The following is a 23,083-nucleotide window of genomic DNA, read 5'->3' on the forward strand; positions in this document are numbered from 1 at the left end:
CAGGCTCGCTCAGCTGCCCGACCCTCATCCGCCCGCTGGGCACCTTCTCCCAAGCGGAGAAGGACGCACGCCTCACATTTGATTCCCCTTTCCCTGTTCCCAATTCCCGGCCCTTAATTCATGTTCTTCAAAAATCTCACGCTGTTCCGCTTCCCGACGTCCATTGATTTTTCCGAGGTCGATACGCTGCTGCCGCAGGTGGTGCTCAAGCCGGTTGGCGCGCTGGAAATGACTTCGCGCGGTTTCATCTCGCCGTTTGGCCGCGAAGAAAAAACGCAGTTCTCGCACCGCCTTGGCGACGCGCTGTGGCTGACCGTCGGCGGCGAAGACAAGATCCTGCCCAGCGTGGTCGTCAACGATCTGCTGGCGCGCAAGCTCGAAGAAATCGAAGAGAAGGAAGGCCGCAAGCCCGGCGGGCGTGAGCGCAAGCGTTTGAAGGACGACCTGCTGCACGAACTGCTGCCGCGCGCCTTCGTCAAGAGCTCGCGCACCGATGCCTTCCTCGATCTGCAGCACGGTTATGTGGCCGTGGACAGTTCCAGCCGCAAGACCGGCGAGAACGTCATGAGCGACATCCGCGGCATGCTCGGCAGCTTCCCGGCGATGCCGCTGAATGCGGAAGTGGCGCCGCGTTCGATCCTCACCTCGTGGATTGCCGGTGAGCCGTTGCCGGAAGGCCTGATGCTGGGCGAAGAGTGCGAGATGAAGGATCCGGCCGAGGGCGGTGCGGTGGTCAAGTGCCAGCACCAGGAACTGCGTTGCGACGAAATCGACAAGCACCTGGACGCCGGCAAGCAGGTCACCAAGCTGGCGCTGATTTTCGAGGACAACCTGTCCTTCGTGCTCGGTGAAGACCTGATCGTGCGCAAGCTCAAGTTCCTGGACGGTGCGCTGGACCAGCTGGAGCACATCGACGAAGACGGCCGTCGCGCCGAACTGGACGCGCGCTTCGCGCTGCAGAGCGGTGAAATCCGCCGTTTGTTCCTGCTGCTGGAGCAGGCGTTCAAGCTGAGCAAGGCCGACAGCTGAACCGGTTGGCATCTACCCGGTTCCGTAACGGCGCCGGGACTATGCTGTGCGCATGACCGACCTGTTCCGCAAACTGATCGCACCCGCCGCGCCGGTGATCCAGCGCGACACGGTGCGGTTGCGCCTGGACGATGACGAGATCGAGGTGCTGCGTGTACGCGACCCGCGTGCGCGCCGGCTCAAGCTCAGTGTCGATGAGCGCGGCGCGCGGCTGACGATGCCGCTGCGCGCCAGCCTGGTCGCGGGCGAGCGTTTTCTGCAGGCCAACCGGCACTGGTTGCAGCAGCAGTTGGCGCGACTGGGCGGCGATGGCTTGATGACGCCGCCGCTGATGCTGCGCGAACCCGGCCTGTTGCCGCTGCGTGGGCAGCTGCTGCCGGTGCGCTGGCAGGAAGGCCGTTTCACCCGCATCGAAATCGACGCCGAAGGTGTGTGCATCCAGCTACCAGCGCGTGCCGGCGAGCAGGCATTGCGTCGCGCGCTGCGTGAGTTCTATGAAGCGCAGACGCGCGCCGATGTCGGCCAATGGTTGCCGAAATATCTGCCCAGCTTGTCGCGTGCACCGGCACGACTGCGGGTCAAAGTGATGTCTTCGCAATGGGGATCACTGGCGCCGGATGGATCGATGGCGTTGGACCTGGCCCTGGTGCTGGGAAGGTCATCGGCGTTCGAGTACGTGCTGGTCCACGAGCTGTGCCACTTGTTGCAGGCCAATCACTCGCCGGCCTTCTGGGCCGAAGTGGAAGCACGCTTCCCGCAGTGGGAGCAGGAGCGCGATTACCTGCGCGTGGAAGGACGCAAGCTCAAGAGCACGCTGCACCAGTTGTTGCAGGTGCGCGGCTAGCGTCGCTTTCCTTCTCCCCCCCGGGAGAAGGTGCTCGAAGCGCGGATGAGGGGGTACGGCAGCGCACTTGAGAACACAGTAGTGCGCTGTGCCTACCCTCACCCCAACCCTTCTCCCGCAGGAGAGGGGCTTTGCTTCTTTCAGGCGCCATGACGTGCTGGATGCAGGTTGGCGTTGCCTTGTTCCGAGTACTGAAACACCGACACCGCACCCGCCAGCGCCTCCGCCTGCTGTTCCATCGAACGCGCCGCCGCGCTGGCTTCTTCCACCAACGCCGCGTTCTGCTGCGTGGTTTCATCCATCTGCACGACGGTGTGGTTGACCTGCTCGATGCCGGACGACTGCTCCTGCGACGCCGCTGCAATGCGCGTCATCAGCGTGGTTACTTCCTGCACCGAGGTGACAATCTCGTCCATGGTGCTGCCGGCGCGCGCCACCAAGGCGGTGCCGTCGCCGACCTTGCTGACCGAGTCGTCGATCAAGGATTTGATCTCGCGCGCGGCCGTGGCCGAACGCTGCGCCAGCGTGCGCACTTCCGAGGCCACCACCGCAAAGCCGCGTCCCTGATCGCCCGCGCGTGCCGCTTCCACCGCCGCGTTCAACGCCAGGATATTGGTCTGGAAGGCGATGCCGTCGATCACCGAAATGATCTCGGCGATGCGGTGTGACGAATGCTCAATGGCGCGCATGGTGCTCACTACCTGGCCGACCACGTCGCCGCCGCGCGCCGCCACACCGGCGGTGCCGATGGCCAGCGTGTTGGCGTGACGCGCGGACTCGGCGTTCTGGCGCACGGTGGCGGTCAGTTCTTCCATCGACGCGGCGGTCTCTTCGAGACTGGCGGCCTGCTGCTCGGTGCGGCGTGAGAGATCATCGTTGCCGCTGGCGATTTCGCGTGCGGCGGTGGTGATCGACTGCGAGCACTGTTTGATCTGGCCAATGATGTCGGCCAGGCGTTCGGCGGTGAGGTTGGCGTCGCGTTTCATTGCCTCGAAATCACCGGCATGCTCGCCGGTGATGCGGTGGTCCAGATTGCCTTGCGCCAACGCGGCGAGCATCGCGCGGATTTCACCGGTGGCGCCGGCCACGGTATCCAGCAACTGGTTGACGCCCACGGTCAGGGTCTGGATGAAGCCGGCACTGCTTACCGGCTGCAGGCGCTGGCTGAGGTCACCGGCAGTAGCTGCGGCAACGATGCTGGCCACGTTGTTTTCCAGCTGCAGCTCCTGGGTGCGGTCGTGCCACTCCACGACAAAGCCGCTGCGGCTGTTGTCGGGATTGAAGACCGGCGTGACCAGCTGGCTGAAATGCACCTGACCAATCTGGATGCGGCCGTGATGCGGCTGCTTCAGTTGGTCGAGCATCGTGCGGATGCGGCCCGGATTGGCATGGAAGCGGTGGATGCTGGTGCCGACCAGCGTGTCCACATCGAAGTCGGGGAAGGCCTTGCGCAGCGTGTCCTGCTGATTGCGCAGCAGCGCCACGACCGAGTGGTTCACGTAACGGATGATGTGCTGGTCATCGGCAATCATCATGCCGGTGCGTGAGGCATCAAGCGATGCGCGGATGCGTACGTTTTCGCTATGCAGCGCGTGTTCGTGCTGTTGCCGTTCCTGCAGTTGCGCCTGCATGCGCATCACACCATCGGCCAAGGTGCCGGGCGCAAAGCACGACACATCGGCCAGCGCGTGCACGTCATCACCGGCGGCGATTGCATCCACCACCGCACGCAGTTTGGCCGGCGCAGCGCCGAGCGTGCGCACCTGACGACGCAGTTGCACCGCCATCACACCGATGAAGCCGGCTTCCACCACCACATACAGCGCGTGCAGCAGCACGATGCTCAGGCCGCTGCCGGGGGCGAATGCGCGAATCGGCAGGCCGCGTGTCTGCAGCCAATAGAACGCAAGGTGGTGCACCGAAATGGCGGCTGCGGCCACCGCCACCGGAATCCAGTCGCGGTAATACAGCAGCAGCGCCAGCACCACGAAGACGCCGAAATGCATTTCGACCAAGCCATGCGCCTGTTGGATGGTGGCGGCCACCAACGCCATCAGTACCAGCGCCACGGTGATACGGCTGAGCAACGTGCCCGGTGCAAGTCGCACCTGCAGTGCCATCACGGCCAACGAAGGCAGGCTCACCGCCAGGAACGGCAGCCATTGGCCATTCCACAGTGCGATGCCCAGCGAGGCGATGGTCAGCAACAGGCCGAACAGCAGAAACACACGGTCGGCCCCGCGCGCCAGCTGCGTGTAATAGGCGTCGGGTGGGGGCGTGGCGGACAGGGGGCGGGGGGACATTGGGGGACTCCGGTTCAACAGGAACAGCGGGGAGGAAGAAACAAGGGCGGGCTGTGCACGGCCAGCAATTCCGGTAGCCCGTTGACGAGCAGGTTGTCGCTGCGCCCGCAGGACAGCGCGGTGGGCGACATCGGCCCGGCATAACGGGCGCTGCCATCGGCGGCCAGCACCAGCAGCTCGTGACCTGCGGTGTTGGTGAGGGTTGTGTCGAGCACCTGCCCGTCGGCATCGCGCATCGCATCGGCAATGTCCGCCCATGCCTGGGCGGGTGTTTCGCAGTTGCAGTCCAGGGCATTCAGGCGGATCGCAGCGGGCTTTCCGGTGGCGGGAAGCTGCCCGCGCACGCGCAGTTCTTCCAGCATCGCCGTCACTGTCGCCGCATCACCGGCCGGGCGTTGGCCCAGGGCGGCAAGGCTGGTGGTGACCCAGCCCAACCAACAGGCGAGCAGGAGCAGGCCGGTGATGACACCGGGCCGGAGGGGGGACGGAAAAGCCATACAGTGCGGGCATCGCAGGCCCGTTGCAGGCCCGCGTCACGACGTTCTCGATGTGACGGTGGTCACCGACCTATCGGCCAAGCGGCACGGTACTGAACCGTGCGGGGCGCTTCGGCGGCCCCGTGTTCAGCTGGCGTCCGGCAAGCCAGCGATGAAGTCGCGGACGATCTCAGCCACCGCTTCGGGGTCGTCCATGTGGACGTGGTGATGGCCGGCCAAGGTGTGCAGGCGGCCGTCGGGCAGCAGCGCGGCGCGCTGGCTGCGTTCCGGCTCGGGGAAATACACCTGCGCCGGCGTGGCATAGATCACCTGCACCGGGCACTGGATGGCGCTGACCACATCGCAGACCTGGTCTTCGGTCATGCGCACCGCGGTGGGCAACATCAGCCGTGGATCGCTGCGCCAGGTCCAGCCGCCGTCAACTTGCTTGACGCCGCGTTCAACCAGCAAGCGTGCGGATGCCTCGCTGAGCTGGTTGACCATCATGCGTGCGCGCACCGGCGCGGACAGATCCGGGAACACACGCAGCTGCTTGGCTTCCAGCTTCATCGCCGCGTCTACGTGGGTACGCAGCCGCTGCACGGTTTCGTTGGCCGGTGCCGCCAGGCCGCCCAGCGCTTCAATCGACACCAGCGCCTGCACGCGTTCACCGGCCACGGCCGCCACCAGGCTGGCAATGGCGGCGCCCATGGAATGGCCGAGCAGCACGAACCGCTCCCAACCCAATGCATCGGCAATGGCCAGCGTCTGCACGATGGCCAGTGGCGTGGTGTACGGCGTGGTCAGTTGCAGGTGATCGCTGAAGCCGTGGCCGGGCAGGTCAACCATTGCGATATCGAGCGTCGGCAACTGCGCGGCCAGCGGCAGAAAACTGGCCGCGTTGTCCAGCCAGCCGTGCAGGGCCAGCACTTTCAGCCCGCCGGGTTTGCCGCTGCGCAGGCCGGCAACGCGCTGCCCGTCCAGCTCAAGTTCGAACGCGGTTACGGTCATGCCGGTTGTGCCAACGCCAGCGTCGCCAGAGCGCGCGCATGCGAAGGAGCGTCGTTCAAACAGGGGATGTAACGCATGCGCGCACCACGCTCGGCAACGGTCGCAGTGAAGCCCAGTTCCACTTCTTCCAGGGTTTCCAGACAGTCGGTGGCAAAGCCGGGGCAGACCACGTCCAGCGTCTTCATGCCGCTTTGTGCCAGCGCCCACAGCCGCGGCTCGGCATAGGGTTCAAGCCAGCGTTCACGGCCAAAGCGCGATTGATAAGTGAGCTCCCACTCATCGGCCGACAGCCCAAGTGCGGCGGTGATCGCCTCGGCACTGGCCTGGCAGCGCTGTGGATAGGGATCACCCGCATCGGCCAGCCGCTGTGGAATGCCGTGGAACGAGAACACCAACTTGTCGCCACGACCGTGTTGCTGCCAATGCGCGGTGATGGAAGCGGCCACGGCGGCGGCCCACTGCGGGTCGTCGGCGTAATCGCGGATCAACTGCACCTCGATATGCGGATTGCGCGCCTGCCAGTGCTGCACGCGGTCTTCGACTGAAGCGGTGGTGGTGGTGGAGTACTGCGGATACAGCGGCAGCACGACGATGCGCTGCACGCCTTCCGCCACCAGCGCATCCAGCGCCGGCTGCAATGCCGGCGTGCCGTAACGCATCGCATCGCGCACCCGCCATTGCGGCAATTCACGCTGCATCGCTTCGGCCAGGCGGCGGGTATACACGGCCAGCGGCGAGCCTTCCGGCAACCACACCTGCGCGTATTTATGTGCGGAGCGGCCGCTGCGCAACGGCAGGATCACGCCGTGCAGCAAGGGCTTCCACAGCAGCGGGGGAAGGGAGACCACGCGCCGGTCGCTGAGGAACTCAGCGAGGTAGCGACGCACCGCCGGGGCGGTGGCTGTCTCTGGCGTGCCTAGATTGACCGCGAGCAACGCGGTAGTGGGGGCGTCGGACATGCGCGCATTTTCGCAGGTCTGGCCGGGGTAGGGCGAGGCGCGGGAGGAGAACCGCAATCGCGAGGGCACCCCTCCTCGATCCTCCCCTGCGCGTTGCGCAAGGGAGGCGGCTGGAATCGGCTTCGGCCAAACAAACAGCGAGCGTTCTCTTCGGCAAGCGAAACCACTCACTCCCTTTCGCGTAGCGAAGGGGCTGGGGAGGGGGCTTTTGCTTCAACGTCGGCCGTCGCCCCGCTTTCGTTCCCGTAGTCCCGGCCACTCACCACTGATTCATCGCTGCGCCCCTAATTTCAGGCACTTGCTATATCTTCTTGTGCATCGACCTATGGAGTTCACCATGCGCCGCCTGCCGTGCCTCGTTCTGCTGCTGTCCGCGAGCCTGCTGTCTGCTACTGCCTTTGCCGGCCCCAAGGAAGACCAGCGCGCCCGCAATGCGGTGCGTGTGCTCAGTGAAATCCAGGAGATTCCCGAGCAGGCCATTCCGGACAAATTGCTCGACGAAGGCCGCGCGATCGTCGTCATCCCCGACACGATCAAGGCTGGTCTGGTGCTGGGCGGGCGTCGTGGGCATGGCTTGATGTCGGTCAAAACGCCCGACGGCAGCTGGTCCAGCCCGGTGTTCATCAAGCTCACCGGCGCCAGCATCGGCTTCCAGGCCGGCGTGCAGTCCTCCGACGTGATCCTGGTGTTCCGCAACGACCGCAGCCTGGACAACATCGTCAACGGCAAGTTCACCCTCGGCGCCGATGCCGGCGTGGCCGCTGGTCCGGTGGGCCGCAATGCCGCCGCCGCCACCGACGGCCAGCTCAAGGCCGAAATCTGGTCGTGGTCGCGTGCACGCGGTCTGTTTGCCGGTGTGGCGTTGGATGGTGCGGCACTGCAGATCGACGACGCCGCCAATCTCGATGCCTACGGCCAGGGCACCACGCCGCGCATGATCATCGAAGGCCGGCTGTCGGCAGCACCGTCCAGTGACGTGGTGGCCTTCCGGGATCGTCTGGAAGAATCCACCTACGCCGCCCGCCTGAAGCGCGGAACGCAGGGCACCGCCGCGCCGGTGGAAGCCTCGGCAACGCGTGCGGCGCCGGTGAGCGTTCAGGCTCCCGTCGCAACCGGCGCCGATACCGCAACCACCGCGCCGCTGCAGAACAACCCGGCCCAGGCCGAGCCGCACGCGGGCTTCCAGCCGGTGACCGAGGGCGAAATCCGCACCGAGTCGCTGGACGGCGACAACTGACCTTTGGCATAGCGATTGGCTCAGGCTGTGTGCGCTATGCTCGTCCACCTTCCACACTAATTACGCGGGCAGATCATGGGCAGTTTCAGCATCTGGCACTGGTTGGTCGTGTTGGTCATCGTTCTGCTGGTGTTTGGCACCAAGAAGTTGACCAGCGGCGCCAAAGATCTTGGCAGTGCGGTCAAGGAATTCAAAAAGGGCATGCGCGACGAGGACAAGCCGGCTGCACAGCTGGGCGATGAGTCGCGTGACGCCGAAAAGAGCCGCGACAAGCAGGCTGAGCACGACAACCAAGCGCGTTGATCCGGAGTTCCGGGCGTGTTTGATATCGGCTTTAGCGAACTGCTGTTGATTGCGGTGGTTGCGTTGGTGGTACTGGGTCCGGAGCGCCTGCCCAAGGCGGCGCGGTTTGCCGGGCTGTGGGTGCGGCGTGCCCGCAGCCAATGGGATTCGGTGAAGCAGGAGTTGGAACGCGAACTGCACGCCGAGGAAATCAAACGCAACCTGCAGGATGTCCGCCAGTCGATGCGCCAAGCGGAAACCGAACTGCGCGACCAAGCCCAACAGGTTCGCGACGGCGCCGATGCGTTCCAGCAGGATGTGCAGCAGCAAGCGCTTCCGTTGCATGAAGTGCCGGCGCCGGTTGAAGGCGAGCGCGTGATCGAGCCGCGCCCGATTGTTCCCGCCGCCGCGCTGGAGTCGGAAATGGTCAACCGCGCCATTCCGCTGGATACGCCCGCCCCGCCGCCCGCTGCGGAAACCGCGCCCGTGTCGCAGGAGCGCCCGCAATGAGTGCCAATGAATCCAACGAAAGCCCGCTGATCGAACATCTGATCGAACTGCGTGCGCGCCTGGTGCGCGCGCTGATGGGTTTGGGCGTGGTGTTGCTGGCGTTGCTGCCGTTCTCGCGCACGCTTTACACCCACCTGGCCACGCCGCTGATTTCGCAGCTGCCGGCCGGGCAGTCGATGATCGCCACCAATCCGGCCGGTGCCTTCTTCGCGCCGTTGAAGCTGACCTTCTTTACCGCCGTGTTCGTGGCGGTGCCGTGGCTGCTGTATCAGGCGTGGGCCTTTGTCGCGCCGGGCTTGTATGCGCGCGAACGTCGTTTGGCTGTACCCCTGCTGGGCTCGGCCATGGCCTTGTTCTACATCGGCTGCGCGTTTGCCTTCTTCCTGGTGCTGCCGGCGGTGTTTCACTTCCTCACCACCTTCCGCCCGGAAGTGATTGCGATCACCCCGGATGCCAACGCCTATCTGGATTTCGTGCTGGCCATCTTCTTTGCCTTCGGCTTCAGTTTTGAATTGCCGGTGGCGATGGTGATCCTGGTGTTGCTGGGTTGGGTAACGCCGCAACAACTGCGCGAAGGCCGTGGCTATGCGGTGGTCGGCATCTTTGTGTTGGCGGCGGTGTTGACCCCGCCGGATGTGGTGTCGCAGCTGATGCTGGCCATCCCGATGTGCGTGCTTTACGAGCTGGGCATCCATGCCTCGCGCTGGTTGCTGCCGCGCGATCAGGACAAGACTGCCGCCCCCTGAACACGGGGGGCACGGCGCCTGCACACGTTCTGCGCTACCTTTCTGCCAGTAAGGCTGCGCGCATTTCATCGGGCAGGCTTGGGGACAGCCAGGGGACTCCCGCATGACGCAACACAAAGGCAGCTGGATCAACAACGTTTCATTGCTGAGCAAGATGCTGGCCGCATTTGGCCTGGTGTTTCTGTGTTTCCTGGCCACCAGCGTGGTCAGTTACCGCACTTCCGGACAGGACGATGCGGCGCGCCGCCACGAAGGCCAGAAGATCGAGGTGATCCGCCAGGTGGAGTCTGCGATCCAGGCCGTGCGCCTGCAGCAGATCGCCATCCGCAACCACCTGCTTGATGGTGGCCCGCAGGAACTGGCAGCGCTGAACAGGCAGCGCGAGCGCCGTGACGAGGCCTTGCAGGCGGCCATTGCGGTTGGTGACAAGACCCAGGTGGAACGTCTGCAGCGCACGCAGGTGCAGGCCAACGCCTGGGATGCCGAAGTGATGGACGTACTGCGCAGCGTGAGCACCGAGGCCGATGCGCAGACGCCTGCGCAGCGCCTGGAGTTGGTGAGCAATGCCGGCCACGGCAATGCGCTGGCCGACGCGCTGGATGGCATCTACGACTCGGAACTGGCGATGCTGCTGGAAGAACGCAGCCGCATGAGTGAGTGGATCGGCCGCGCGCACGTCATTTCGTTGGTGCTGCTGGTGGCAGGTTTCCTGATCATCCTTGGCACGCTGTGGATGATCTCGCGGCTGGTGGTACGGCCGATCAACCGCCTCACCGAGAAGATGACGCGCCTGTCCAACGATGACCTGGACGTGGAAATCGGCGGGCTGGAACGCGGTGATGAAATTGGCGCCATCGCCCGCGCGCTGGATGTGTTCCGCCGTAATTCGTTGGCCTCGCGTGACGCCAACTGGGTCAAGCTCAGTGTCGGTGAGGTCAGTGCCGAACTGCAGGCAATGCAGACGCCTGACGACTACGCGCAGGCGCTGATATCGCAGATTGCGCCGCGCATCGGTGCGCCCATCGGTGTGTTCTTTGTCTTTGACGAGCAGGAAAAGGAACTGCGGCTGCAGGGCAGTTACGGCTTCCAGCGGCGCAAGCATCTGGGCCTGCGCTACGGCTTGGGCGATGGCTTGATCGGCCAGGCGGCGTTGGAGCGCAAACGCATCAGCGTGCAGCAGGTGCCGGACGAATTTTTTGGCGTGCATTCGGCGCTCGGCGAAGCGCAGCCCAACACGTTGGTGGCGGTGCCGTTGTTGTTGAAGGACCGACTGTTGGGCGTGCTGGAATTCGGCAGTTTTGGCCACTTCAGTGCCAGCCAGGAGGCGTTTATCGACAGCGTTCTGGCGCCCGCCGCCTTGGGCCTGGACAACATCCGTCGCGCCGATGAAACGCAATTGCTGCTCGATCACACCCGTGCCCAGGCCGAAGAACTGCAGTGCTCGCAGGTGGCCTTGCAGGCGCAGGAAGAAGAGCTGCGCGCCGCCAACGAAGAGTTGCAGGGCAAGACTGTGGAGCTGGAAGAGCACGCGCAGCGGCTGTCCGCGTCGGAAGAGGAACTGCGTGTGCAGGCCGAGGAACTGCAGGCCTCCAACGAAGAGCTGCGGCAGAAGACCGAAGTGCTCAACGAGCAGAAGGAAGTGCTGCAGGTGCTGCAGCGCGAAACCGAATTCAAGGCGCAGGAACTGGCGCGTGCCAGCCAGTACAAGACCGACTTCCTGGCCAACATGTCGCACGAGCTGCGCACGCCGCTCAACAGCCTGCTGATTCTGTCCAAGGAACTGGCCGAGAATGAAAGTGGCCATCTGGATGCCGAAGAAGTGGAGGCCGCGGCGGTCATCCATGATTCCGGTTCCAACCTGCTGCGTCTGATCAACGACATCCTCGATCTGTCCAAGATCGAAGCCGGCAAGATGGATGTGTATCGCGAAGAAGTGCGGGTGGAAGCGCTCACCCGCGAGGTCACCCGCCACTTCCGCCACATGGCGATGGAAAGCCGGCTGGAGTTCACCATCGAGGTGGACCCGGCGGTGCCGGAGTCGCTGATCACCGACCGCTCCAAGCTGCAGCAGGTGCTCAACAATCTGCTGGGCAACGCGTTCAAGTTCACCCGCGAAGGCAAGGTGACGTTGCGCCTGGCGATGGCCGACGCTGCGCTGCTTACGCGTGTGGGCGCGGCGGCTGATGAAGCGCATCTGGCGTTGTCGGTGCGCGACACCGGCATCGGTATTCCGGAAGAACGTCTGGAGTCGATCTTCGAGGCGTTCGAGCAGGTGGATTCCAGCACCAGTCGCCATTACGGCGGCAGCGGTCTGGGCCTGGCGATCGCGCGTCGTTTGGCGCAGTTGCTGGGCGGCCAGTTGGTGGTGGACAGCGCGCCGGACAAGGGCAGTTGTTTCGCGCTGGTGTTGCCGTTGTGGTCGGCCGTGGTCAGCACGGTGCCGGCGGCGACAAGCGTGGAGCAGCGGCTCGTGCCGACGCCCAAGCGCACCGCGACCGCGCCGTTGATCGACTGGATTCCCGATGACCGCCATGCCATCGCGGCCGGCGAATCGGTGATCCTCACCATCGAGGACGACCCGGCGTTCGCGCGCATTCTGGTCGACCTGATCCGCCGCAAGGGCCACCGCGCGCTGGCCGCTGCCGACGGCGAGAGCGGCCTGGAACTGGCGCGGCGTTATCGTCCCACCGGCATCCTGTTGGACGTGATGTTGCCGGGCATGGACGGCTGGTCGGTGCTGCAGCACCTCAAGCACGATCCGGTCACCGCCGCGATTCCAGTGCACTTCATTTCCGCCGTGGACGAAGCCGCCAAGGGCGTTGCATTGGGTGCGGTGGGTTACTTGACCAAGCCGGTGGATCGCAAGGCGTTGATCGCTGCGTTCGATCATCTGCTCGATGTCGCCGGCAAGATCGTACGCAAGCTGCTGCTGGTCGACGACGATGATGATTCGCGTTTGGCACTGACGCGTTTGCTGCAGGCAGACAATGTTGAGATCGATCAGGTCGCCTCGGGCGAAGAGGCCTTGGAGCGCATCGCCACGCACAGCTATGACTGCATCGTGCTGGATCTGAATCTCGGTGGGATTTCTGGCGTGGAATTCCTCGAACGCGCGGCCACGCTGGTGGCGGTGCCGCCGGTGGTGATCTATTCCGGTCAGGAATTGAGCCGTGAGGACAGCCTCAAGCTGCGTCAGTACACCGACAGCATCGTCATCAAGGGCCAGCGTTCGCCAGAGCGTCTGCTCGATGAAGTGAGCCTGTTCCTGCACAGCATCGGCTCGCGCGGCGGCAACGCCACGCCATCGGACGACCAACACCTGGCAGGCCGTCAGGTGCTGCTGGTCGATGACGACATGCGCAATCTGTTTGCGTTGTCCAAGTCACTGCGCGCGCGCGGCGTCACCGTGAGCATGGCGCAGGACGGCTACAAGGCGCTGCAGCAGCTGGAAGAAAATCCCGGCATCGAGTTGATCCTGATGGACATCATGATGCCGGGCATGGACGGTTACGAAACCACCCGCGAGATCCGCAAACGTGCGGAATGGAGCAACCTGCCGATCATCGCGGTGACCGCCAAGGCCATGCACGGTGATCGCGACAAGTGTCTGGATGCCGGTGCCAATGATTACCTGACCAAGCCGGTGGACCTGGACAAGTTGCTGTCGATGATGCGCGTATGGCTGCAAAAGTAGGCCCGGTCGCGTCCGCTGCGCACCGCGATGAAATTGACGACATCGAAGTGGATGGCTTCATCCAGGCGATGACGCGCCGGCATGGTTACGACTTCAGCGGCTACGCGCCGGCCTCGCTCAAGCGGCGGGTGCAGGCCTTGGTGCAGTCGCTGGAAATCGCCCATGTCGGCGAGCTGACCGCACGCGTGCTGCGTGACGATGAAATGGTGCCGCAGGTCATCGCCAAGTTGTCGGTGCCGGTGTCGGAGATGTTCCGCAACCCGGCAGTGTTCCGCAAGCTGCGCGACGACGTGTTTCCGGTGCTGGCGTCCTACCCGCAGATCAACATCTGGCAGGCCGGCTGCGCGCATGGCCAGGAAGTGTATTCGCTGGCCATCCTGCTCAAGGAAGCCGGCCTGTACGACCGCTGCCAGATCTACGCCACCGACTTCAGCGACGAGGCCTTGGCGCGCGCGCAGGAAGGCATCTTCCCGATCCGCGATGCGCGGTTGTATTCGGAGAATTATCTGGCGGCGGGTGGCCGCCACACGTTGTCGGACTACTACCACGCACGCTACGACTTCATGAAGCTGGACGAGCGCTTGAAGGAGCGGGTGACCTTCGCCAATCACAACCTGGTCTGCGATGGCGTGTTCTGCGAAGCGCAGCTGATCCTGTGCCGCAACGTGCTGATCTATTTTTCCGATGCGTTGCAGGACCGCGTGCTGGGATTGTTCCGCAACAGCCTCAGCCGTGGTGGCATTTTGTGTTTGGGCAATCGCGAGTCGATCCGCTTCGCGCCGAGCGCGCGTGATTTCGTGCCGTTGGATGCCGAGTTGCGGCTGTACCGCAATGCGGGGGGCACGCTGTGAGTGCGCTGCAGGCGCCGTCGCCGGAGATCGTGGTGGTGGGCTGCTCTGCCGGCGGATTGTCGGCGCTGCATGTGCTGCTGGGTGGGTTGTCCAAGCCGTTGGCGGTGCCGATGGTGGTGGTCTGCCACAGCGGTTCGGAAGACATGCGGGTGTTCTGCGAATTGCTGAAAAGCCGCAGCGGCCTGCCGGTGCAGGAAGCCGAGGAACGGTTGCTGCCGGAGCCCGGCCGCATCTATGTCGCACCATCGGGTTATCACCTGCTGCTGGAGCGCGACCATCGTTTCGCGTTGAGCGTTGATCCGCGCGTGGCGTTTTCGCGGCCATCGATTGATGTGTTGTTTGAATCGGCTGCCGAAGTGTGGCGCCAAGGCGTGCTCGCAGTGCTGCTGACCGGTGCCAATGCCGACGGTGCAGAAGGCTGCGCGAAGGTGCGCCGCGCCGGTGGCACGGTGGTGGTGCAGGACCCGGACACCGCACAGGTGCCGATGATGCCGGCCGCCGCGCTTGAACTCGCTGGCGCCGACCATTGCCTGCCGTTGCCTGAAATTTCTCTTTTGTTGGAATCGTTATGTTCGTGACCAAATCGCCTGCCACGCAGCGCCCCAAAATTCTGGCGGTGGACGACAACCCGGCCAACCTGCTGGTGATCCGCCGGGTGCTGGCCAAGCTCGATGTCGAAGTGGTCGAAGCCTCGTCGGGCAACGACGCGCTCAAGGCGACGCTGGACGATGAGTTCGCGCTGGTGCTGCTGGACGTCTACATGCCGGACATCAACGGCTTTGAAGTGGCTGAAATCCTGTCGCAGGAAGAAGGTACGCGGCAGACGCCGATCATCTTCGTCACCGCCACCTATGCCGACGATGTGCACCGGCTCAAGGGCTACGGATTCGGCGCGGTCGATTACATGGCCAAGCCGTTGGAAGCGACCATTTTGTTGTCCAAGGTGCAGGTGTTTCTGGAGCTGTACCGGCATCGCGTTGCGTTGCGCGCGGCGCTGGGTGAATTGTCCGAGCGCAACCGCCAGCTGGAGATCGAAGTCGAGCAGCGCAAGCAGATGGAACAGGAAATGCGCCACCTGGCCATGCACGACATGCTCACCGGTCTGCCCAACCGTGCGTTGTTCATGGACCGCCTGGAAAGCGCACACCATCGCGCGGTGCGACACGGCGGTCTGTTCGCGCTGGTCTATGTGGACGTAGACCGCTTCAAGGACGTCAACGACACCTGGGGTCACGCCGCCGGTGACGCAATGCTGGTCGAACTGGCCGCGCGGCTGCGCAGCACCCTGCGCGAGAACGACACCGTCGCGCGACTGGGCGGCGATGAGTTCGCCTTGGTGCTGGAAGAGCTGGAGGACGTGCAGGACGCGGAGCGGCTGCTGGAACGCGTGCGTGCCACGCTGTCAGCGCCGATGCGGTACCTGCGTGACGGTGAAGAAGTCCGCTTGCCGATCAGCGCCAGCATCGGCTTGGCCGCGTATCCCGCCGATGGCGCCGAGGTGGATGCGCTGCTGCATGCAGCCGACCAGGCGATGTACCTGATCAAGCGCAGTCGCGACGCGGCGTGAATCCTGGGCTGGGATGAAATCCCAGCGCCTGGGAAGACCGGAGAAACGGCTGGAATTCATTCCAGCCTGCGGCCTGACAAAACCGGAGGCTCAGGCCTCGAACACGTGGCCCGACGACGTCGGTGCCGACGGTGTATCGGCCGTGGTCGGCGCCAGCATCTGCTTCCATGCCGCGTACACCGCGCCGGCAAAGACCGGCATCAGCACCGCCATCAGCAGCAGCTGGGCAACGGCCAGCGCGGCCGCCTGGCCGGCGATCATGCCGATGATCAGCGCCACGATCATCACCGCGAAATAGATCGCGAAGATCGCAATGAAGGCCAGCACGAAGAACACCAGCATGGCCGGCAGGTTGTGGATGCTGGCGCGCAGGCTCTGACGCAGCGCCTGCACACCGGTGCGGTTCTCGAACATCACCTGCGGTGGCATCACGAACAGCGCCAGCGTCAATGCGGCGAAGGTAACCAGCATCAGCACCATCCACAGCAGGATGCGGCCGGCCGGCAAGGTCGCCACCAGTGTTTCGATCTGTGCTGGATCCGGTTGCACGCCGGACTGGCTGATCTCGTTGATCTTGAGCATCACGTCCGACAGCTGCTGGAAGCCGGCGGGGCCACCGACCAGCACGAACAGCAGCGCACCCAGCACCAGCGCGGCGATCAGCTGCGGCATCAGCGCCACCAGCAGGTGCGGCGCACGGCCTTCCTGCACGCCCTGCAGCAGATGCACCGGACGTGCATGACGGCCTTGGTCGACCTCGCGGATCGCCCACAGCATGCCGCCCATGAACAACGGGCCGGCCAGGATCAGCAGGAATTGCAGCACCAGGCCCAGCGACGCCGGCGCCAGCATGGCCAACGACAGCACCAGCGAGGTGCCCACGCCCCACAACACGCCCAGCGAACCCAGCGCCAGCGGCGCGCGCTTGAGCAGGCCAAAGCCGGTCAGCAACCAATCCGCACCGGCGGACGCCGGCACCTTGTGAATCTCGCTCATTGCAGTTCCGAAACAGGGGGGATCGCCGGCAACGTTGCAGACGCTGGCCGATTATCGCCCGAAACCCAAGCTGGGGTTATGAGTCGCAAGTAACGGGAGGGTTGAGGAGGGGTAGCTTTTGAGGTGGGCTACGAAAGCCTCACCAGACGTTCGCTGCCTACGGAAGCCTCTGGCCGAAGCGGAGCAGCAATTCGGGACGCCCCTCCGCGACTTGATAGAGCGCCAGCTGTCCGAGTGTGAAGGCATCGCTTGGGATGGCCTCGGCCAACAGCTGCTCTTGTTGGACCGATGGGAGCTCAGTGGTGCATAGGCTGCAATGCGGGGTATAGGCGAAGCGGTGTGGATGAAATGCAAGGTTGCTGTCCACCAGGGCCTGATGAAGTGCCAGAAACGGAGCGGGATCGGCAGGCTGCAGCCAGGTCACCGGGCCGCTGGCAAAGCGGCGGATTCCGATGAAACGAGAGGCCAACGGCAGATGGGTTTCGGCAAGCGTTTGCAGTTGCTCGAACACGCGCGTTTCGGATTGCCCGGCAACCAGTGGACCCAGTCCGGAAGATCCGGCGATGGTGATCTCGGCCGGAAAATCCGCCAGCCGAGCGTCGTAGTGACGCCGCAGGGCCAAGACCTGCGCCGCAACGGGATCGGGGATTTCAAGCACCACATAACAGGGATGTTTGAACATGGGCCTCAGTGACTATTACCCCGACGCACATGCCGCACAAACCGGCGCAGCAACTGCCGGGCCAAGGGCGCGGCGCTGACCTCGCGGGCGACGCTGCGGGCGCAGCCGCCGTGGCGGGCGATGCAGTCGGCGCGGGCGCGGACGTAGCCACGCATGTGGTGGGTGGCGAACTCGGGGTGGAACTGCAGGCCCCAGGCATGTTCGCCCCAGCGGAACGCATGGCAGTTGTCCTGCACCGAGCGGGCCAGCACGGTGGCGCCGTCGGGCGCGCGCAGTACCGTCTGCAGGTGGGTGGCGTGGGCCGGGAAACTGGCCGGCAAGCCGGCAAACAAGGGGTCGGCGGCGGCCGGTGCTTCCAGCTCCAGCACGATGGTGCCGGACTCGCGACCGGCCGGGTTGTAATCGACCTGCCCGCCCAGCGCGTGGGCCAGCAGCTGGTGGCCGTAGCAGATGCCCAGCAGCGGCATGCCGTCGTGGGCGGCGTCGCGCAGCCAGTGCGCGCTGCGTTCGCTCCAGTCGGCGCGGTCGGTGACGAAAGCGGCCGAGCCGGTGACGATGGTCGCGGCAAACTCCGCGCGGTCCGGCAGGGCTTCGCCATGCTCGACGTTGACCACCACCGTCTCGGCCTGTTCCAGCCCGGCGGCGACGCGGATCCAGTGCGGGAAACGCCCATAACGGCGCAGGGTCGGGAACGGTTGCCCGGTTTCAACGATCAAGAACGGCGGGGACTTCATTCCGAGGGCGGCAGGACAGACAGGACTTCCTCGATTGTAGTCAGCCCTGCGGCCACCTTTTCAAGCCCGGTGCGGCGCAGGGTACGCAGCCCTTCACCGCGTGCGGCGCGGCTGAATCCGGCCAGATCCATGTCGCGGGTGATCAACGCGCGCAGCCGCGAACCCAATGGCAGCAACTCATACAGGCCGATGCGGCCCATGTAACCGGTACGCCGGCACTCCAGGCAACCGACCGGTGCATATGCGGTGACGGCATCAGGTAATGCGTCATGGGCATCACGCAGCGGTGCCCAATCGGCGTCGCTGAGCGTATCCGGCGCCTTGCAGTGCGGGCACAGCGTGCGCACCAGGCGCTGCGCCAGCACGCCGTTGACGGTGGAAGCGATCAGGTAATGCGGCACGCCCAGGTCGAGCAGGCGGGTGATGGCCGAGGGCGCGTCGTTGGTGTGCAGCGTGGACAGCACCAGGTGGCCGGTCAGCGAGGCCTGTACCGCCATCTGCGCGGTTTCCAGGTCGCGGATTTCGCCGATCATGATGATGTCCGGGTCCTGCCGCAGCAGGGTGCGCACGCCGCTGGCGAAATCCAGGTCGATGTTGGTCTGCACCTGCATCTGGTTGAATTCCGGCGCGATCATTTCGATCGGGTCTTCCACCGTGCACACGTTCACGTCCGGCGTGGCCAGGCGCTTGAGCGTGGAATACAGCGTGGTGGTCTTGCCCGAGCCGGTGGGGCCGGTGACCAGCACGATGCCGTGCGGGCGGGCGACCAACTCGTTCCAGCCGGCGGCCTCTTCCGGGCTGAAACCCAGCTGCTCGATGCTCTTGAACGCCGAATCCGGGTCGAAGATGCGCATCACGCACTTTTCGCCGAACGCGGTGGGCATGGTGGACAGGCGCATTTCCACTTCGCGGCCACCCGGCGAGCGGGTCTTGATGCGGCCATCCTGCGGGCGTCGGCGCTCGGCCAGGTCCATGCGGCCCAGCACTTTGACGCGGCTGATCACGGCGGTCATCACCGACGGCGGCAGCTCGAACACCTTGTGCAGCACGCCGTCGATGCGGAAGCGCACCCGGCCCATGTCGCGGCGCGGCTCCAGATGGATGTCGCTGGCGCGTTGTTCGTAGGCGTATTGCAGCAGCCAATCGACGATGCTGACGACGTGGTGATCGTCAGCGTTGACGTCGCCCGAGCTGCCCAGTTCCACCAACTGCTCGAAGCTGGGCAGGCCGCTGCTGTTGCCGCCGTCGCGGGCGTCGCCACGGGCGCCGCGCACCGAGCGGGTGACGCCGAAGAACTCCATCGAATAGCGGTGCAGGTCCAGCGGATTGACCAGCACGAGGTCGATCCGGCGCCGGGTCAGGTGCTGCAGGTCGGGCATCCAGTCGCGCGCCATCGGCTCGCTGGTGGCCACCAGCACGCGCTCGCTGTCCACCGCCAGCGGCAGGATGCGGTGGCGGCGTGCGTAAGCGTGGGAGACCACGGCAGTGGCGGCGGCCACATCGACGCGGGTAGGGTCAATGCGCAGGTGCGGGGTGTGGGTGCGTGCCGCCAGCCATTCGGTGAGCCGCTCCAATGCCAGGTCACCGGAGGCCGGCGGTGCGGCGGCCAGCTTCAGGTTGGCCAACAGCACCAGCGGATGCACTTCGCTGGCGTTGCGCGCGCCCTGGGCCGAGAAACGAATGCGCTCCTGGTCGTGCGCGGCCACCATGCCATCGCCCAGCAGGGCCGAGGCGACGTTGGAGAACTGCAGCCTTCCCGGGGCGATGTTCACCGGAATAGGCGGTATCTGCGCGCTATGCGCGGCCTGCTGTTCCACCCCAAACTCCTTGCTCGCACGGCCGCCGCGCGGTCGGTCGCTATACTAGCGCACCCCTTACGCACGGCTCAGGCAGCATGTCCGCGACCCCCAACGTTCCGATTACCTTCCAGGGCCTGATCCAGACCCTCAACGAATACTGGGCAAAGCAGGGTTGCGTGTTGATCCAGCCGCTGGACCTGGAAGTGGGCGCCGGCACCTTCCATCCGGCCACCTTCCTGCGCTCGATCGGGCCGGAAAGCTGGAATGCCGCCTACGTGCAGCCGTCGCGCCGTCCCACCGATGGCCGCTACGGCGAAAACCCCAACCGCCTGCAGCGCTACTACCAGTACCAGGTGGCGATGAAGCCGAGCCCGGACAACATCCAGCAGCTCTACCTGGATTCGCTCAAGGCGCTGGGCATCGACCCGCTGGTGCACGACCTGCGCTTTGTCGAAGACAACTGGGAATCGCCGACGCTCGGCGCCTGGGGCCTGGGTTGGGAAATCTGGCTCAACGGCATGGAAGTCACCCAGTTCACCTACTTCCAGCAGGCCGGCGGCCTGGAGTGCAAGCCGGTGCTGGGCGAGATCACCTACGGCCTGGAGCGGCTCTGCATGTACCTGCAGAACTGCGACAACGTCTACGACCTGATCTGGACCTACGGCCCGGACGGCACGCCGGTCACTTACGGCGACGTTTATCTGCAGAACGAAATCGAGCAGAGCACCTACAACTTCGAGTACGCCGACGTGGAAGAAATGTTCCATCGCTTCGACGCCTGCGAGAAAGAAGCGCAGAAGCTGATTGAAGTCGGCCTGCCGCTGCCGGCCTACGAGCAAGTGTGCAAGGCATCGCATTCGTTCAACCTGCTCGACGCGCGCCGCGCCATCTCGGTGACCGAGCGCCAGCGTTACATCCTGCGCGTGCGCGCGCTGGCCCAAGCGGTTGCCAAGTTGTACGAGGGCAAGCGTCTTGAAGCCGTGGCCGCCAAGGAGGTGCAGGCATGAGCATGCAACCGCTGCTGATCGAGCTGGGCGTGGAAGAGCTGCCGGTCAAGGCGCTGCCAGGTCTGGCGCAGGCATTTTTTGATGGCGTGATCGACGGGCTGGCCAAGCGTGGCATCGCCTTTGATCGCGATGGCGCAAAGCCGCTGTCCACGCCGCGCCGCCTGGCAGTGTTGCTGCCGGGCGTGGAAACCGAACAGCCCGAACAGCATTCGGAAGTGTTTGGCCCGTATTTGAATATCGCGCTGGATGCCAACGGTGAGCCGACCAAGGCGCTGCAGGGTTTCGCCGCCAAGGCCGGCATCGACTGGACCGCGCTGGAGCGCACCACCGACGCCAAGGGCGAGCGCTTTGTGCTGCGTTCGACGACCCCGGGCGCGCAGACCGCTGTGCTGCTGCCGGAGATCGTGCGCGAGGCCATCGCCGCGATGCCGATCCCCAAGCCGATGCGCTGGGGCAGCCACGAATACGCCTTCGCCCGCCCGGTGCACTGGTTGGTGCTGCTGCACGGCAATGACGTGGTGGATGCCGAGCTGCTGGGCCTGAAGTCCGACCGCATGAGTCGCGGCCACCGTTTCATGGCTGACAAGCAGGTGTGGCTGAGCAACCCGGGTGATTACATCGAATCGCTGCAGGCCGCCAATGTGCTGGTCGATGCCGACGCGCGCCGCGAGCGCATCGTCGCCGAGGTCAACGCGGCGGCAACGCAGGCCGGCGGCGTGGCGCGCATCACCGACGACAACCTGGAGCAGGTGGTCAACCTGGTCGAATGGCCGGCGGCGGTGTTGTGCAGCTTCGAGCGCGAGTTCCTGGCCGTGCCGCAGGAAGCGTTGATCGAGACGATGGAGATCAACCAGAAGTTCTTCCCGGTGCTGGACGACAGCGGCAAGCTGACCGAGAAGTTCATCGGCATCGCCAACATCGAATCCAAGGATGTGGCCGAAGTCGCCAAGGGCTACGAGCGCGTCATCCGCCCGCGTTTCTCCGATGCCAAGTTCTTCTTTGACGAAGATCTGAAGCAGGGCCTGGTGTCGATGGGCGAGGGTCTGAAGACCGTCACTTATCAAGCCAAGCTCGGCAGCGTGGCTGACAAGGTGCAGCGCGTGTCGGCGCTGGCGCAGGTCATCGCCACGCAGGTGGGCGCCGACCCGGTGCAGGCCAAGCGTGCCGCCGAACTGGCCAAGAACGACCTGCAGTCGCGCATGGTCAACGAGTTCCCGGAACTGCAGGGCATCGCCGGTCGTCATTACGCATTGGTCGGCGGCGAGTCGCCGGCCGTGGCCTTGGCGATCGACGAGGCGTATCAGCCGCGCTTCGGCGGCGATGACATCGCGCTGTCGCCGCTGGGCAAGGTGCTCGCGATTGCCGAGCGTCTGGACACGCTGGCCGGCGGTTTTGCGGCTGGGTTGAAGCCGACCGGCAACAAGGATCCGTTTGCGCTGCGTCGTAATGCGTTGGGTTTGGCGCGGACGATCATCGAGTCGGGCTTTGATCTGGATCTGCGCGCGCTGCTCACTGCGGCGAACGCGAGCCTGGCTGAGCGCACTGTCCAGGCCGATGTCGGCGAACTCTACGACTTCATCATCGACCGCCTGAAGGGCTACTACGCCGACAAGGGCGTGCCGGCCACGCACTTCAATGCCGTGGCCGAACTCAAGCCGGCGTCGCTGTATGACTTCGACCGTCGCATCGACGCCATCGGCACCTTCGCGCAACTGCCGGAAGCCGAAGCACTGGCGGCAGCCAACAAGCGCATCCGCAACATCCTGCGCAAGGCCGAAGGCGAAATCCCGGGCAGCATCGATGCATCGCTGCTGCGCGAGCCGGCCGAAAGCGAACTGGCCGAAGCGGTGACCGCCGCCATCGACGACACCGGCACCGCGCTGGCGCAGAAGGACTATGTGGCCGTGCTCGGCCGCCTGGCCCGCCTGCGCCCGCAGGTGGACGCGTTCTTCGACAACGTCATGGTCAATGCCGAAGACCCGGCACTGCGCGGCAACCGTCTGGCGCTGCTGCGCACCCTCGGCGACCGCCTGGGCAGCGTCGCCGCCATCGAGCATCTGTCCAGCTGATTGCGCACTGCGGACGTGGTTGCAACGAAGGCCCGCGCAAGCGGGCCTTCGTTTTTGCATGTTCTGGAAGAAAACGCAGGCTGCGCATTGCCGCCAGACAACGACATGTAGGAGTGGCCTTGGCCGCGACGCCACCGAATCCGAAGGGCGCGCCGTATCCGCCTCGGACAAGGTCCGCGCGGCAGAGTGCACGCCTGTGCGCGAGTATTGTGAGCTTCGCGGCCAAGACCACTCCTGCGCGGGTGGTTGCTGCACGTCGTTAGGTGGGCCTGGCCGCTTGCGCCATG

General features: G+C 64.9%; 20 protein-coding genes. 12 read left to right on the forward strand and 8 right to left on the reverse strand.

Features of this window, described 5'->3' with window-relative positions; all coding sequences use genetic code 11:
- The first annotated feature begins 120 nt into the window (after positions 1-120).
- On the forward strand, positions 121-1,029 hold the full coding sequence (locus ACREP4_RS07005) for a recombination-associated protein RdgC (RefSeq protein WP_431595457.1): 909 nt from the start codon (positions 121-123) through the stop codon (positions 1,027-1,029).
- 52 nt (positions 1,030-1,081) lie between these two features.
- Positions 1,082-1,873, forward strand: a complete 792-nt coding sequence (locus ACREP4_RS07010; RefSeq protein WP_431595458.1) for a M48 family metallopeptidase — start codon at positions 1,082-1,084, stop codon at positions 1,871-1,873.
- A 140-nt stretch (positions 1,874-2,013) separates the two neighbouring features.
- Here the strand turns inward: ACREP4_RS07010 and ACREP4_RS07015 are convergent, their stop codons facing one another.
- The 4 genes from ACREP4_RS07015 to hemH all read right to left on the reverse strand — a co-directional run bounded on the left by ACREP4_RS07015 (position 2,014) and on the right by hemH (position 6,622).
- Complete coding sequence (locus ACREP4_RS07015; protein WP_431595459.1) at positions 2,014-4,176, reverse strand: methyl-accepting chemotaxis protein; 2,163 nt, start codon at positions 4,174-4,176, stop codon at positions 2,014-2,016.
- A 14-nt stretch (positions 4,177-4,190) separates the two neighbouring features.
- A complete protein-coding gene (locus ACREP4_RS07020; protein WP_431595460.1) occupies positions 4,191-4,673 on the reverse strand; it encodes a hypothetical protein in 483 nt (160 codons plus the stop codon).
- A gap of 126 nt (positions 4,674-4,799) precedes the next feature.
- Complete coding sequence (locus ACREP4_RS07025) at positions 4,800-5,663, reverse strand: alpha/beta fold hydrolase (RefSeq protein WP_431595461.1); 864 nt, start codon at positions 5,661-5,663, stop codon at positions 4,800-4,802.
- Positions 5,660-6,622 carry a ferrochelatase gene (gene hemH, locus ACREP4_RS07030; protein ID WP_431595462.1) on the reverse strand — a complete coding sequence of 321 codons (963 nt, stop codon included), beginning with the start codon at positions 6,620-6,622 and terminating at the stop codon, positions 5,660-5,662. Before hemH ends, ACREP4_RS07025 begins: the two co-directional genes overlap by 4 nt.
- Positions 6,623-6,959: 337 nt before the next feature.
- Between hemH and ACREP4_RS07035 the strand changes: the two genes are divergently transcribed.
- The 8 genes from ACREP4_RS07035 to ACREP4_RS07070 all read left to right on the forward strand — a co-directional run bounded on the left by ACREP4_RS07035 (position 6,960) and on the right by ACREP4_RS07070 (position 15,509).
- Positions 6,960-7,859 carry a lipid-binding SYLF domain-containing protein gene (locus ACREP4_RS07035; protein WP_431595463.1) on the forward strand — a complete coding sequence of 300 codons (900 nt, stop codon included), beginning with the start codon at positions 6,960-6,962 and terminating at the stop codon, positions 7,857-7,859.
- 75 nt (positions 7,860-7,934) lie between these two features.
- A complete protein-coding gene (tatA, locus tag ACREP4_RS07040) occupies positions 7,935-8,162 on the forward strand; it encodes a Sec-independent protein translocase subunit TatA (protein ID WP_431595464.1) in 228 nt (75 codons plus the stop codon).
- 15 nt (positions 8,163-8,177) lie between these two features.
- Positions 8,178-8,651 carry a Sec-independent protein translocase protein TatB gene (gene tatB / locus ACREP4_RS07045; RefSeq protein WP_431595465.1) on the forward strand — a complete coding sequence of 158 codons (474 nt, stop codon included), beginning with the start codon at positions 8,178-8,180 and terminating at the stop codon, positions 8,649-8,651.
- The gene (gene tatC / locus ACREP4_RS07050; RefSeq protein ID WP_431595466.1) at positions 8,648-9,397 is read left to right on the forward strand and encodes a twin-arginine translocase subunit TatC; all 750 of its coding nucleotides are present in this window, start codon (positions 8,648-8,650) and stop codon (positions 9,395-9,397) included. Before tatB ends, tatC begins: the two co-directional genes overlap by 4 nt.
- A 103-nt stretch (positions 9,398-9,500) precedes the next feature.
- Positions 9,501-13,091, forward strand: a complete 3,591-nt coding sequence (locus ACREP4_RS07055) for a response regulator (protein WP_431595467.1) — start codon at positions 9,501-9,503, stop codon at positions 13,089-13,091.
- Complete coding sequence (locus ACREP4_RS07060) at positions 13,076-13,942, forward strand: CheR family methyltransferase (RefSeq protein ID WP_431595468.1); 867 nt, start codon at positions 13,076-13,078, stop codon at positions 13,940-13,942. Before ACREP4_RS07055 ends, ACREP4_RS07060 begins: the two co-directional genes overlap by 16 nt.
- A complete protein-coding gene (locus ACREP4_RS07065; RefSeq protein ID WP_431595469.1) occupies positions 13,939-14,520 on the forward strand; it encodes a chemotaxis protein CheB in 582 nt (193 codons plus the stop codon). Before ACREP4_RS07060 ends, ACREP4_RS07065 begins: the two co-directional genes overlap by 4 nt.
- Positions 14,517-15,509: a diguanylate cyclase domain-containing protein gene (locus ACREP4_RS07070; protein WP_431595470.1), complete on the forward strand. Its 993-nt coding sequence runs from the start codon at positions 14,517-14,519 to the stop codon at positions 15,507-15,509. Before ACREP4_RS07065 ends, ACREP4_RS07070 begins: the two co-directional genes overlap by 4 nt.
- Before the next feature lie 90 nt (positions 15,510-15,599).
- Here the strand turns inward: ACREP4_RS07070 and ACREP4_RS07075 are convergent, their stop codons facing one another.
- The 4 genes from ACREP4_RS07075 to ACREP4_RS07090 form a co-directional block, all read right to left on the reverse strand.
- Positions 15,600-16,505, reverse strand: coding sequence for a BPSS1780 family membrane protein (locus ACREP4_RS07075; RefSeq protein ID WP_431595471.1), 906 nt, complete (start codon positions 16,503-16,505; stop codon positions 15,600-15,602).
- A 157-nt stretch (positions 16,506-16,662) separates the two neighbouring features.
- A complete protein-coding gene (locus tag ACREP4_RS07080; protein WP_431595472.1) occupies positions 16,663-17,187 on the reverse strand; it encodes a 2'-5' RNA ligase family protein in 525 nt (174 codons plus the stop codon).
- Between the two features lie 5 nt (positions 17,188-17,192).
- Entirely contained in the window at positions 17,193-17,921 is a 729-nt protein-coding gene (locus ACREP4_RS07085) for a glutamine amidotransferase (RefSeq protein ID WP_431595473.1), read from the reverse strand.
- On the reverse strand, positions 17,918-19,630 hold the full coding sequence (locus ACREP4_RS07090) for a GspE/PulE family protein (protein ID WP_431595752.1): 1,713 nt from the start codon (positions 19,628-19,630) through the stop codon (positions 17,918-17,920). The genes ACREP4_RS07085 and ACREP4_RS07090 overlap by 4 nt, the downstream gene beginning before the upstream one ends.
- A 185-nt stretch (positions 19,631-19,815) precedes the next feature.
- On the opposite strand from ACREP4_RS07090, the gene glyQ reads away from it, so the two are divergent.
- A complete protein-coding gene (gene glyQ / locus ACREP4_RS07095) occupies positions 19,816-20,727 on the forward strand; it encodes a glycine--tRNA ligase subunit alpha (RefSeq protein ID WP_431595474.1) in 912 nt (303 codons plus the stop codon).
- Positions 20,724-22,796, forward strand: a complete 2,073-nt coding sequence (gene glyS / locus ACREP4_RS07100; protein ID WP_431595475.1) for a glycine--tRNA ligase subunit beta — start codon at positions 20,724-20,726, stop codon at positions 22,794-22,796. Before glyQ ends, glyS begins: the two co-directional genes overlap by 4 nt.
- Positions 22,797-23,083 lie beyond the last annotated feature (287 nt).

It is taken from the genome of Stenotrophomonas sp. (assembly GCF_050737575.1).
GTDB lineage: Bacteria > Pseudomonadota > Gammaproteobacteria > Xanthomonadales > Xanthomonadaceae > Stenotrophomonas.

Bases quoted from the DNA above. Each gene is read 5' to 3' on its own strand.
- hemH (WP_431595462.1), bottom strand. From the start codon at position 6,622: ATGTCCGACGCCCCCACTACCGCGTTGCTCGCGGTCAATCTAGGCACG.
- ACREP4_RS07005 (WP_431595457.1), top strand. From the start codon at position 121: ATGTTCTTCAAAAATCTCACGCTGTTCCGCTTCCCGACGTCCATTGAT.
- ACREP4_RS07085 (WP_431595473.1), bottom strand. From the start codon at position 17,921: ATGAAGTCCCCGCCGTTCTTGATCGTTGAAACCGGGCAACCGTTCCCG.
- ACREP4_RS07060 (WP_431595468.1), top strand. From the start codon at position 13,076: ATGGCTGCAAAAGTAGGCCCGGTCGCGTCCGCTGCGCACCGCGATGAA.
- ACREP4_RS07025 (WP_431595461.1), bottom strand. From the start codon at position 5,663: ATGACCGTAACCGCGTTCGAACTTGAGCTGGACGGGCAGCGCGTTGCC.
- ACREP4_RS07090 (WP_431595752.1), bottom strand. From the start codon at position 19,630: ATGGTGGCCGCGCACGACCAGGAGCGCATTCGTTTCTCGGCCCAGGGC.
- ACREP4_RS07020 (WP_431595460.1), bottom strand. From the start codon at position 4,673: ATGGCTTTTCCGTCCCCCCTCCGGCCCGGTGTCATCACCGGCCTGCTC.
- ACREP4_RS07010 (WP_431595458.1), top strand. From the start codon at position 1,082: ATGACCGACCTGTTCCGCAAACTGATCGCACCCGCCGCGCCGGTGATC.
- ACREP4_RS07015 (WP_431595459.1), bottom strand. From the start codon at position 4,176: ATGTCCCCCCGCCCCCTGTCCGCCACGCCCCCACCCGACGCCTATTAC.
- tatC (WP_431595466.1), top strand. From the start codon at position 8,648: ATGAGTGCCAATGAATCCAACGAAAGCCCGCTGATCGAACATCTGATC.
- glyS (WP_431595475.1), top strand. From the start codon at position 20,724: ATGAGCATGCAACCGCTGCTGATCGAGCTGGGCGTGGAAGAGCTGCCG.
- tatA (WP_431595464.1), top strand. From the start codon at position 7,935: ATGGGCAGTTTCAGCATCTGGCACTGGTTGGTCGTGTTGGTCATCGTT.
- glyQ (WP_431595474.1), top strand. From the start codon at position 19,816: ATGTCCGCGACCCCCAACGTTCCGATTACCTTCCAGGGCCTGATCCAG.
- ACREP4_RS07075 (WP_431595471.1), bottom strand. From the start codon at position 16,505: ATGAGCGAGATTCACAAGGTGCCGGCGTCCGCCGGTGCGGATTGGTTG.
- ACREP4_RS07055 (WP_431595467.1), top strand. From the start codon at position 9,501: ATGACGCAACACAAAGGCAGCTGGATCAACAACGTTTCATTGCTGAGC.
- ACREP4_RS07080 (WP_431595472.1), bottom strand. From the start codon at position 17,187: ATGTTCAAACATCCCTGTTATGTGGTGCTTGAAATCCCCGATCCCGTT.
- ACREP4_RS07035 (WP_431595463.1), top strand. From the start codon at position 6,960: ATGCGCCGCCTGCCGTGCCTCGTTCTGCTGCTGTCCGCGAGCCTGCTG.